This window comes from Streptomyces sp. NPDC006012 (assembly GCF_042871185.1).
Classification (GTDB): Bacteria; Actinomycetota; Actinomycetes; order Streptomycetales; family Streptomycetaceae; genus Streptomyces.
This window is the reverse complement of sequence record NZ_JBIAIE010000006.1, coordinates 385,039-396,301: the sequence shown is the minus strand read 5'-3', so window position 1 is coordinate 396,301 and position 11,263 is coordinate 385,039. Positions and strand designations below refer to the sequence as shown.

Sequence of the window (11,263 nt, the reverse complement as noted above, 5' to 3'; positions counted from 1 at the left end):
GGGTAGGCGCTGAGCGCCGCGGTCAGCCCGCCGTAGGTGTAGAACGCGTTCCGGCTCGGGAACATCTGGTTGAACTGCGCCTCACTGACCACGAAACCGGCGGCGGAGGCGGTGGGGGCCGACTGGAACACCAGGGCGGCTGCTCCGGTCGCGAGCGAGGCCAGGAGCGCGGCGATACGACGCCTGAACATCAATCAACTCCTTTGCGGAGCACGGCCGTACCCTTTGAAGGGCACGGCCGCGGTGGGGGGTGGAGCCACACTCAACCGCCTTGGTCTGTACCAGTCAAGGGTTTAGACCGGTCAAGTGCGGAGGAATCCGGACCGGTCCGCCGCGGCGGCGACGGGACCGGCACGCCGCGCGGCCGAACGGCCGGGTCACCCACAGTGAGAACCGCGTCCGTGCCACGGGGCCGGCGGTCGGTCGGCGGGCGACACGCCGTCTCTGCCGGGGCACGGCCGGGGCGAAAGCCTTGCCAGGCACAACACCCCGTCAGGGTGCGCAGCCCGGACCCGGCACAAGCCGCGCCGCCACTCCCCCACACCGATGGCGTTCGACGTACCGGCCCGCGGCGCGTCACCGCTCCTGGAACACAGCGCGGACGGCCGGAACTTCCTTCAGGTCCAGCACCGCGCTTCCCCGCACTCTGACGGAAAGCCAGCTTCAGCTTGTGAACACCTGTTGGGGCCGCCCGCCCGCGGCGAACCGCTGTCCGCCCCGAGCGCACGCTCGACCGACGTGCGCCGTACCCGGCTCAGCTCGTTGTCTGCTCAGCTCGTGGTCGGCACCGGGGACGAGGAGTTCCGCGGGTGCTCGGCCGGGTGCCGCCAGCGGCCCCGGGCGGCCAGCCTGGGCAGGACACCCTCACCGAACCAGTACGCCTCCTCCAGGTGCGGGTATCCGGACAGCACGAACTCGTCGATGCCGAGGTCGTGGTACTCCTCGATCCGGTCGGCGACCTCGTCGTGGCTGCCCACCAGGGCCGTCCCCGCCCCGCCCCGCACCAGCCCGATCCCCGCCCACAGGTTCGGGTGGATCTCCAGTCCGTCGCGGCCGCCGCCGTGCAGCGCGAGCATGCGCCGCTGGCCCTCCGACTCGCTGCGGGCGAGGCCCGCCTGCACGGACCGTACGATCTCGCTGTCGAAGCCGGCGAGCAGCCGGTCCGCCTCGGCCCACGCCTGCGCGGAGGTGTCCCGGGTGATCACGTGCAGCCGGATGCCGAAGCGGAGGGTGCGGCCCCGGCCCGCCGCCAGCCCTCTGATCCGGTCGATCTTCGCCGCGACCTGCGCGGGCGGCTCGCCCCAGGTCAGATACACGTCGACGAGCTCGGCCGCGACCTCACCGGCGATCGGCGAGGACCCACCGAAGTACACCTCGGGTACCGGATCGGGCAGCCGGGTCAGCCGTGCGTCCTCCACGCGAAGGTGTTCGCCGTGCAGGTCGACGGTCCTGCCCTCCCACAATTCCCGCACGATCCGCAGGAATTCACCGGTCCGACGGTACCGGGCGTCCTTGTCGAGGAAGTCCCCGTAGGCCCGTTGCTCATGGCTCTCGCCGCCGGTGACGACGTTCAGCAGCAGCCGCCCGCCGGACTGCCGCTGGAAGGTGGCGGCCATCTGCGCGGCGAGCGTCGGTGAGACGAAGCCCGGGCGGAAAGCCACCAGGAACTTCAGCCGCTCGGTGTGCCGGCTCACCATCGCCGTGGTCAGCCACGCGTCCTCGCACCAGGCACCGGTCGGGGTGAGCGCGCCCACGAACCCGAGGTCCTCGGCGGCGCGGGCGATCTGGCTCAGGTAGGCGACCGTTGGCGGCCGGTCCCGGCCGGAGGCGGTGGCAGGAGCGCCATGACCGCCTCCGACGACGTGCCGGCTGTCGCCGTTGGTGGGCAGGAACCAGTGGAAGGTGAGGGACACGTGGGTCTCCGTTCGCGAGTGACCGTCAGAGCGGGCCGCAGTGCGGCGGCCGGGTGCCGCCGGGCACGTACCGGCCGCCGGTGAACACATGGACGGTCGTCGTGTTCAGCCCGCCGCGGCCAGGAGCGGGGTGTGGCCCAGGGCGGCCGAGAAGTGGTCGACGACCTGTGTCAGGGCCCTGGCGGCGGTGGGTGCGACGGTCAGCGAGCCGTCCTCGTGCACGGTGATGTCCTTGTCGAGGGTGAACCAGCCCTGGACTATGTGCCCGGCCCCCATGGCGGCCAGGACGGGGCGGAGCGCGTAGTCGATGGCGAGCACATGGGCGGTGGTGCCGCCGGTGGCGAGCGGCAGCACCGCCTTGCCGGCGAGCGCGTACTGCGGCAGCAGGTCAAGCAGCGCCTTGAGGACACCGGAGTACGCGGCCTTGTAGACCGGTGTGCCGACGACGACCCCGTCCACCTGGTCGAACAGCCGGGCGACCTCGACGATGGCGGGGTGGCGCACGTCGGCACCGAGCAGGGCCTCGGCGGGAATGGTGCGCACGTCGAGCGGGATCACCTCGTGGCCCTGGGCGATCAGCCGCTGGTCCAGGTGGCGCAGCAGCCGGCCGGTACGGGACGAGGAGGACGGGCTGCCGGAGACGGACAGGACGGTGGCCATGGGGTTCCTCTTTTTTCTGGGTCCGGGGGTCCGCTTTTCCGGGTCCACAGGTCCGCGTGGAACGAGCGCCCCGGGCTGAGCGGTCAGGAGTACCGGGTGGGTCCGCGCCGCGAGGCCGCCAGAACCAGGCGGTCCCGCGCCGCCCACGGGCGACCGGGGCGTGCGAGTTGTGTGCGGATGCAGGTGTGCGTGTGCGTGTACGTATGCCTGTGCCTGTGGGCGTCTCGGGGTGGCGGGAAGCTGGGGTTCGGGGAGCGGCCGGGAGGTGTGCTGGAGACGTACGACTCGTGGCATGGCGCGGCGAGTTCAGGGGGCCGTCGGTCCGGATCCGATGCAGGCGTGAATGTCAGGGGTGCGCGGGGCATGCGGATCTCCTGTTGCGGAATTCTTTCGGAGCGCCGAGTCCGACGGGCGCGAGTACGCGGGAATTCAGGCGGTGCCGGACGGAATGGCGCAACACCGTGCCACGGACCGTGGCGGAGCCGGGTGCGGTGCGCGGGAAGTGCGGCGGATCGGGACGGGGATCAGGCCGCGGGGCAACAGGAGGCGCTGGAGACGCGCGCGAGGTCGACGTGGCGTCGCCGCGTGAGGTCCAGTCGCATCGTCATGCCCTCGATCGTGACAGCCACCCGTGAGGGCAGTCAAGAAGCACCCGACCGGTCTCGTATCGCGGACCTCGGAATTTCACGAGGACACGAAGATGTGACAGGGAAACCCTTGAAACGGAAACGGAACCTGAAACGGAAGCAGAACCGCAATGCGCCCGCCTGCCCCGGAATCTCCGGCCGGGCGAACAGAGCAGCCCGAATGCGGCGTTCGGACCACGATGAGCCCCGTGGGCCGAGAACCGACGCCGCGCACGGGGGTGCGTCCCGCACGCGCTGGACCGGACTGGCAGGTGATGCACCCTCATGTGCACCAACGCCGGGCCGGCCGGGACGAGGGCGCCCCTGGGGCGGACGGGTCGGTCATGCACCGTGGCCGGATCGCTCGGCCGACCGGCGCCGCCGCCCGGTCAGTCCTCTTCGCCCGTCGGCACCACGACGAGGAAGGCGTCCGACTTCAGGTCCATCACCACGGTCGCGGGCTCTCCCCGGGCCCGCCGCCGTGCCGCGCACTCCTCCGCCGGCCACGAACCGCGCGGGGATCCGGCCGGAAAGCGCTCCAACACCTTCGCACTCATAGCGGCAGCCACCTCTCGTTCCAGGACGCTCGACGCCCTTGTCCTGCGTCTGCCCCGGTCGGCCGCGACCATGTCCGCTCACCCCCGGACGACGGACCGCCGTATGGGCGAGCGGCATGTTTGCGCGCACACCGGCGTCGCTCGCTCATGAGCGGCGGCCGGGCTGCCGCCCGCGGGCACCGTACGGCATCCCCCCGTACGTCACGTACGGCATCACCCCGTACGGCATGACCCGGAACGGCATGACCGGTACGGCATGAGCCCCTACGGCGCAGGGTCGGTGCAGCGCCCGGCAGGTACGTCTTCGGCCCCCGCATGGCAGGGCGTCGCATGGCACCGGCATGGCGCCGGGGTATCGCTCACGGAAATCGGCGGCAAGACGGCGACCGGACCGACACCCGTGCCCTCGGACAGTCCCGGCAAGTCCCTCCGCGCCGGCTCGCCGCGCCGACCGCAGACCCGATCCTTCGCCACGGAGCGGGCGACGACGCCGAGTTGGCGGCAAGACGCAACCGGACGACGGCGGAAGTTCCGGGCCCGTACGCGGCCGACCGCGGCCGGTCTCCACAAGATCGATTCGTGGCGGACCGGCCGCCCGAGCCACTTCCACTACACATAAGGGTCAAATAAGGGGAGAATGCGTATGAGCGGCTCTTTACCGACCGCACATCAGAACAGACGCAGTCAAGTCTGCAAGTCAAGAAGGAGACGAATCATGGCCGATGTCTCGCACACCAGAGGTGATGTCTCGCACACCAGAGGTGACATGACGAGCCACCCAGATGTCTCCGAAATGCGGGAACGCTACGCCCGCATGCTCGGCGGTCGCGATGTGGCACTGATGGACGGACCACTGTTCCTGCTCGGTCTGTACTGCGCGGCGTCCCCTTGGATAGTCCACTACACGACCGGCCAGCCCGCCCTCGCGGTGCACAACCTGATCATCGGGATCGCGATCGGGCTGCTGGCTCTGGGGTTCACCAGGGCACCTGAGCGCATGTACGGCCTGAGCTGGGCCATGAGCGCCCTGGGAGTCTGGATGATCATCGCGCCGTGGATCGTCGGCAGTCACCCGAACGCGGGCGTCATAGCGAACAATGTCGTCATCGGCGGGCTGGCCGTGGCCCTCGGGCTGCTCTGCGCCGGAGCGTCGGCGAAGGCGGCGAAGACGAGCACGCCCAAGCTCCAGGACAGGCCACGCACGCTGTAGCGGCGCTGTGAAGCGCCTTCGGGAGGCGGGTGCCGTCCGGGAGCAGCCGGACGGCCCCGTCGTATCCGCTCGCGCCCCGAAACCAGCCACGGCCGCGGCGACGGCCTGCCGGTGCGAACAGTTGCAGGTCAACCGGCCGGATCGGCCGGTACGCGCGGCGCCGCCGTTCAGGCCCTGGTGGGTGTCGTGTCGGTGGCAGGCGCCGCGAGGTATTCCTCACTGATCTCCTTGCCCCCGAAGGGCCACACCCGCTCCAGTCGCGCCCACACCAGGAAGGCCACGCAGCCCAGGACAACCCAGGCAAGAGACCACTCGATGGGGTGGCGGCCCGGCGAGTTCCGGTCGGCATATCCGTAGATCACGCACCAGCCGACCAGCGCCACGATGCTGGGCAGCGGGTAGAGCCACATGCGGTACGGGCGGCGCAGGGCCGGCTGACGGCGGCGCAGCACTGTCAGGGCGACGATCTGGGCCAGCGCCTGGACGATGACCATGACGGTCGTCAGGAGTTGGATGAGAGTGGCGAGGTCGGTGTGGCGGCCGATCAGGAAGCCGATTCCGGTGATCACACCCATCGTCGCCAGACCCAGCGTCGGGAAGCGGTGCCGGGGGTGCAGCCGCGCGTACGGGCGGAAGAAGACCCGGTCGCGGGCCGCGTCGTAGGGTACGCGCGAGCCGCCGAGGAGACCGGCGAACACCGAGGCGAACGCAGTGATGAGGATCAGCACGGTCACCGTGTCGGCGGCGCCCTTGCCCCAGGTCTCCTCCAGTACCGCCGAGGCCACCGAGGTGGCGGCGATGTCGTGCGGGTCGGTCATCCGGTGCCAGTCGACGACCCCGAGGGTGCCGATCTGGAGCAGCAGGTAGATCGCCATGATGCCGAGGATGGAGAACAGGACCGAGCGCGGCAGCGTACGGCCGGGCTCCTTGAGTTCGGCGCCCATGTAGGCGGTGGTGTTGTAACCGAGGTAGTCGTAGATGCCGATGGTCAGTCCGGCCGCGAAGCCGGCCCAGAAGTGACTTCCCGTCAGATCGAAGGCGTGCGCGGGGTAGGTGAAGGCGAGGTGCGGGCTGAAGTCCGTGGCCGCCGCGACGATCACCAGCAGCACCGAGGCGATCATCACCGTCCACATCACGGCGGTGATCCGGGCGATGTGCTCGATTCCGCGCCACAGCAGGACGACGACCAGGGCGATGACCCCGAGCCCGATCAGGTCGCCCGACGTCTGCCCCAGATCGGGGGCGAGATAGCCCAGGTACTGGACGAAGCCGACCACACCGGTGGACATGATCAGCGGAATGAAGATCATCGCGGTCCACACGAACAGGAACGGCATCAGTCGGCCGGTGCGGTACTGGAACGCCTGGCGCAGATAGACGTAGCTCCCGCCGGAGCCGGGCAGCGCCGCGCCCAGCTCCGCCCACACGAGTCCGTCGCACAGGGCCAGCACCGCGCCCGCGACGAATCCGATCACCGCCTGGGGGCCGCCGAACGCGCCGACCATCAACGGGATCGTCACGAACGGGCCGATGCCGCACATCTGGCTCATGTTGATGGCGGTGGCCTGGAACAGTCCGACGCGGCGGACGAAACCGCCCTCGGGTGAGGGAGGACTACCGGACATGGGGACTCCTGACGCAGACACGGGGAGGTGCACGCAGACACAGGGAGGTACATGCGGAGACAAGGAGATGCACGCGGAGAGGGGTTGGTTGCGCCCGACGGGCCGGATGGCCGATAAAGTTAAGGAGCCTTACTAGATGCGTCAAGTACGTGTCAGTAATGCATGAGAATGGTCGGATGGCCGGCAGCGACGTGACGGAGCAGCAGGACCAGCCCTGGAACCGGCAGCGGCTGCGCAGCACCAACGAACGGCTGCTGCTGGACCGGCTGCGCGCCCTCGGCGCGGCCTCACGTGCCCAACTGGCCCGTCAGACCGGGCTGTCCAAGCCGACGGTCTCCAGCGCGCTGGCCGCCCTGGCGGCGGCGGGACTCGTCCACGAGGTCGGCACGCACGCGCCCGAACGGGGCCGCACCGCCGTCCTGTACGCCGCCGACCCGGCCGCGGGCCACGTCCTCGGCGTGGACGTCGGACGCGGCTGGCTGCGGGTGGCGGTGGCCGACCTGGACGGCACGGTGGTGGCCCGGACCGACGTTCGCAACCGGGCCCGCGGCTCGGCGGCCATGGCCGACCTCGTCGTCGCCACCGCCCGCCAGGTCGTGGCCGGCTCCGGGGTCGATCCGGCCGAGGTGGTGCACGCGGTGGTGGGTACGCCCGGCGTGTACGACGTGAAACAGCGGCGGGTGCGGTACGCCATGCATCTGCCCGGGTGGGGGCGCGCGGGACTCTTCGACCGGATGCGCGAGGAGTTGGGCGTCCCCCTGGAGGTGCACAACGACGCGAATCTGGCGGCGCTGGGCGAGTACACGTACGGGGTCGGCGCGGGCAGCCGGCTGTTCGCGTACATCCTCGTCGGCACGGGGCTCGGCATGGGAGTGGTGAGCGGCGGGCGGCTGTTCACGGGGGCGCACGGGCTGGCCGGCGAGATCGGCTTCCTGCCCTGGCCGGGGCAGCGGCAGCCGGAGCGGTTGGAGGACGCGGTCTCGGGCGTGGCCGTGGTCGAGGCGGCCCGGCGGTTCGGGATGAGCGGCCGGCTCACCGCGAAGTCCGTCTTCGACGCGGCGCGGCAGCATAACCCCGCCGCGGTCCAGGCGGTCCGCCTCGAAGGCGAGCGGATCGCGCATACCGTGGCGGCGGCTGCCGCGGTACTGGACCCGGATCTGGTGGTGGTGGGCGGCGGGGTGGGGCACAGCGTCGGCCTGCTGCTGCGGCCGGTGCGAGAGCATCTGCGCACGCTCACCCCGCTGCGCCCACGGATCGCGGCGAGCCGACTCGGCGAGGACGCGGTCCTGCTGGGCGCGGTGGCCACCGCGCTGGACACGGCGCGGGAGCTGGTGTTCGACCGCAGGTCGACCGGGTGACCCCAAGTCCTCTGCCCCGTAGGCCCGTTGACCCGGCAGGTCCGGAGATCCGCACGGCCGGTCAAGGTCGATACGCCCACCCCGCCGGTCATCGGCACAGCCCGGCGGGGTCACTGGGCGCGGGCCCGCACCCTGACGGACACGACCGCGTCGACGCGTCAACGGTCACAACCGCACCTTGCGGACACGACCCACGCCCCGCGGACACGACCCCACGATGATTGACACGGCCTTCCCCGCGCTCTAGCTTGGCCCAGGTTAGTAAAGTTTCCTAACTTTACGAGGCTGGAGACGCTGTGGTCCCTCGGTTTCCTCGCCCCGCCGCCAGACGCCGCCCCGTCGCTTCCCTCCTCGCCCTCGGCCTGCTCTGCACGCTGGCCACCGGCGCCTGGGCGGCCGGGCCCCGGGATCCGGCCCAGGCGGTGGGAGGCCCGGTGGCGGTGACCCGGGTCCCGGCGACGGCCGGCGCGGCCACCCCGCTGTCCGGCTACGCGATCCAGTCCACCGCGAAGGTGAGCGATCCTCCCCGGACCGTGTCCTCCCCCGGCTATCCGGTGACCGGCTGGCACCCCGCGGGCCCCCGCTCGACGGTGCTCGCCGCGCTGCTCGCCGGCGGCAGGTACCCCGACCCGTTCTTCTCCACCAACCAGCAGAAAATCCCCGAGGCGGACTTCCGGGTCCCGTGGTGGTACCGCGCCGACTTCACCGTCACCGACCCCTCCCGGCGCACCTACCTCGACTTCAGCGGTGTGATGTCGGCGGCGGACGTCTATGTGAACGGCCGGCGGGTGGCCGGCGCGGCGGACGTCAGCGGCGCCTACACCCACCACGAACTGGACCTCACGCCGCTGGTGCGCACCGGCACCAACACGGTCGCCTTCCGCGTCCTGCCCAACGACCCGAAGAAGCACCTCACCATGGGCTGGCTGGACTGGCTCCAGCCGCCGCCCGACGCGAACATGGGCATCGTGCGCGACGTACTGGTCCGCCGCAGCGGCCCGGCCGCGCTGCGCGGCGCGCACGTGCTGACCCGGCTGGACGTGCCCTCGCTGGCCACCGCCGACCTCACCGTCGAGACGCAGGTCCGCAACGACTCCGACGCGCCCGTCACGGCCGAGGTCACCGGCAGCGTCGCCGGGACCGCCCTGCGCAGGGCGGTGCCACTCGCCGCGCACGAGACGAAGACGGTCGCCTTCACCCCCGTCGACGTCCCCGGTCTGCGCCTGGCCTCGCCCCGGGTGTGGTGGCCCGCCGGAATGGGCGGGCAGCCCCTGTACGACCTCGATCTGACCGCGTCCGTCGCCGGCTCCGCCTCGGACACCGCGCACACGGCCTTCGGCGTCCGCGACGTCCGGGCCCCCCTGAACACCGACGGCGCCCGCCAGTACCAGGTCAACGGGCGCAGGCTGCTGATCAAGGGCGGCGGCTGGTCACCCGACGAATTCCTGCGCTGGGACCGGACGTACGCCGAGGACCGGCTCAAGTACGCCCTCGACCTGGGGCTGAACACGATCCGTCTGGAAGGCCACATCGAACCCGACGAGTTCTTCGACCTGGCCGACCGCCACGGCGTCCTCACGCTGCCGGGCTGGGAGTGCTGCGACAAATGGGAGGGCCAGACCAACAGCGGCGAGTCCGGGGAACGGTGGAACGCCGCCGACCACGCGGTCGCCAAGGCGTCGATGGCCGCCGAGGCCGCCCGGCTGCGCGACCACCCGAGCGTGCTCTCCTTCCTGATCGGCAGCGACGCCGCCCCCGACGCCACGATCGAACGGAACTACCTGGACGCCCTGCGCACCGCCGACTGGCCCGTTCCCGTGGTGCCCGCCGCCTCCGACAAGTCCTCCCCGCAACTCGGCCGTTCGGGCATGAAGATGACCGGGCCCTACGACTGGGTGCCGCCCGGCTACTGGTACGCCAAGCGCGAGGGCGGGGCCACCGGCTTCAACTCCGAGACCAGCGCGGGCCCGGACATCCCGACGCGCGACACCCTGCGCCGGATGCTGACGCCGGCCGAGGCTGACTCCCTCTGGAAGGATCCGGACGCCCGGCAGTACCACCGCTCCCCGTCGGCGACATTCGGCACCCTCCGGATCCACAACGCCGCCCTCGCGGGCCGCTACGGCGCCCCGACCGGCCTCGCCGACTACGTGCGCAAGGCGCAGCTCCTGCAGTACGAGAACGTGCGCGCCCAGTTCGAGGCGTACGCCCGCAATGCCACCGACGCCGCGAAACCCTCGACCGGACTGGTCTACTGGATGTTCAACAGCGGCTGGACCTCTCTGCACTGGCAGCTGACGGACCGTTGTCTCGACCAGGGCGGGGCCTACTTCGGAGCGAAGAAGGCGGGCGAGCCGCTGCACATCCAGTACTCGTACGACGACCGCACGGTCGCCGTCGTCAACAACCGGCACTCCACGAGCGGCCCGCTCACCGCGCGGGCCACGCTGTTCGGCACCGACGGCACGGCGAAGTACGACCGGACCGTGTCGGGGGTGACCTCTCCCGGAGACGGCGCGCACGCCACGGTGCTCACCCTCCCCCGGTCGGTGCGCGGTCTGCCGACGACGTATCTGGTGCGGCTCCTGCTCACGGACGCGGCGGGCCACGAGGTGAGCCGGAACGTCTACTGGCTCTCCACCCGGCCGGACACCCTCGACTGGGCCCGCACCGACTGGTACCACACACCGACCACGGGTTACGCCGATCTGACGGGCCTCGCCGGCATGGCCCCGGTACCGGTGTCCACGCGGGCGTCCACGGTGTCGTCGGGCGGCACCTCGACCACGACGGTGACGCTGCGCAACGAGGGCCGCGGCCGGACACCGTCGCTGCTGACGGACGTCCACCTCGTCGACGCCGCGGGCACGCCCGTGCTGCCGGTGCGCTGGTCCGACAACCAGGTCACCCTGTGGCCGGGCGAGACGGCGACGCTGACCGCCGTCTACCGCACGGCCGACCTGCACGGCGCGGCACCGCGGGTGCGCGTCTCCGGCTGGAACACGCCCGAGCGGACGGTGGCGGCACGCTGACCGGGCCGGCCGAGGAGCGGGCCGTCCGGTCCGCCCCTCGGCAGGGTCAGCTGACGTTCGCCGACGACGAACGACGTCTGGACCTCGGAGCCTCGGTGTTCAGGCCGGAGTGCGTCGCCGGTGGCCGCGCGAGCAGCAAGTCTGCGCGCATTGACCAGAGTTGACAGTCCTACCCGTGTCGATCGCTGGAAAGGTACCTGGCGTGTCCGGGTGGTGAACAGAGAGCCCCGGCACCGACCGAAGCGGACTGCCTCCGGTTTCAGTGGGCACAGTGCACGACAA

General features: G+C 71.2%; 8 protein-coding genes and 1 pseudogene. 3 read left to right on the top strand and 6 right to left on the bottom strand.

From position 1 onward, the window contains the following. From ACFYPJ_RS15225 to ACFYPJ_RS15205, 5 genes and pseudogenes are all read right to left on the bottom strand, one after another. Positions 1–191: pseudogene (locus ACFYPJ_RS15225) on the bottom strand (chitinase); the annotation flags it as partial. A gap of 579 nt (positions 192–770) precedes the next feature. Further along, a complete protein-coding gene (locus ACFYPJ_RS15220) occupies positions 771–1,913 on the bottom strand; it encodes an LLM class flavin-dependent oxidoreductase (protein WP_389016009.1) in 1,143 nt (380 codons plus the stop codon). A 105-nt stretch (positions 1,914–2,018) separates the two neighbouring features. After that, positions 2,019–2,573 (bottom strand): NADPH-dependent FMN reductase, encoded by a 555-nt coding sequence (ssuE, locus tag ACFYPJ_RS15215; RefSeq protein ID WP_389016007.1) that lies wholly within the window; start codon positions 2,571–2,573, stop codon positions 2,019–2,021. Between the two features lie 524 nt (positions 2,574–3,097). Beyond that, positions 3,098–3,175 carry a putative leader peptide gene (locus tag ACFYPJ_RS15210; RefSeq protein WP_353962852.1) on the bottom strand — a complete coding sequence of 26 codons (78 nt, stop codon included), beginning with the start codon at positions 3,173–3,175 and terminating at the stop codon, positions 3,098–3,100. Between the two features lie 413 nt (positions 3,176–3,588). Next, positions 3,589–3,756: a hypothetical protein gene (locus ACFYPJ_RS15205; RefSeq protein ID WP_389016004.1), complete on the bottom strand. Its 168-nt coding sequence runs from the start codon at positions 3,754–3,756 to the stop codon at positions 3,589–3,591. Positions 3,757–4,471: 715 nt separating this feature from the next. Here ACFYPJ_RS15205 and ACFYPJ_RS15200 point away from each other — a divergent pair. Then, the gene (locus tag ACFYPJ_RS15200; RefSeq protein ID WP_389016002.1) at positions 4,472–4,966 is read left to right on the top strand and encodes an SPW repeat protein; all 495 of its coding nucleotides are present in this window, start codon (positions 4,472–4,474) and stop codon (positions 4,964–4,966) included. A gap of 167 nt (positions 4,967–5,133) precedes the next feature. Here the strand turns inward: ACFYPJ_RS15200 and ACFYPJ_RS15195 are convergent, their stop codons facing one another. Continuing rightward, positions 5,134–6,591 (bottom strand): APC family permease, encoded by a 1,458-nt coding sequence (locus tag ACFYPJ_RS15195; protein ID WP_389016000.1) that lies wholly within the window; start codon positions 6,589–6,591, stop codon positions 5,134–5,136. A gap of 176 nt (positions 6,592–6,767) precedes the next feature. On the opposite strand from ACFYPJ_RS15195, the gene ACFYPJ_RS15190 reads away from it, so the two are divergent. Further along, complete coding sequence (locus tag ACFYPJ_RS15190) at positions 6,768–7,949, top strand: ROK family protein (RefSeq protein WP_389015998.1); 1,182 nt, start codon at positions 6,768–6,770, stop codon at positions 7,947–7,949. A gap of 296 nt (positions 7,950–8,245) precedes the next feature. Next, positions 8,246–10,981: a sugar-binding domain-containing protein gene (locus ACFYPJ_RS15185; protein ID WP_389015995.1), complete on the top strand. Its 2,736-nt coding sequence runs from the start codon at positions 8,246–8,248 to the stop codon at positions 10,979–10,981. The last annotated feature ends 282 nt before the right edge of the window (positions 10,982–11,263 follow it).

Excerpts from the sequence above, each read along its gene's own strand:
- ssuE (WP_389016007.1), bottom strand. The coding sequence starts at position 2,573 with ATGGCCACCGTCCTGTCCGTCTCCGGCAGCCCGTCCTCCTCGTCCCGT.
- ACFYPJ_RS15210 (WP_353962852.1), bottom strand. The coding sequence starts at position 3,175 with ATGCGACTGGACCTCACGCGGCGACGCCACGTCGACCTCGCGCGCGTC.
- ACFYPJ_RS15205 (WP_389016004.1), bottom strand. The coding sequence starts at position 3,756 with ATGAGTGCGAAGGTGTTGGAGCGCTTTCCGGCCGGATCCCCGCGCGGT.
- ACFYPJ_RS15200 (WP_389016002.1), top strand. The coding sequence starts at position 4,472 with ATGGCCGATGTCTCGCACACCAGAGGTGATGTCTCGCACACCAGAGGT.
- ACFYPJ_RS15195 (WP_389016000.1), bottom strand. The coding sequence starts at position 6,591 with ATGTCCGGTAGTCCTCCCTCACCCGAGGGCGGTTTCGTCCGCCGCGTC.
- ACFYPJ_RS15190 (WP_389015998.1), top strand. The coding sequence starts at position 6,768 with ATGGCCGGCAGCGACGTGACGGAGCAGCAGGACCAGCCCTGGAACCGG.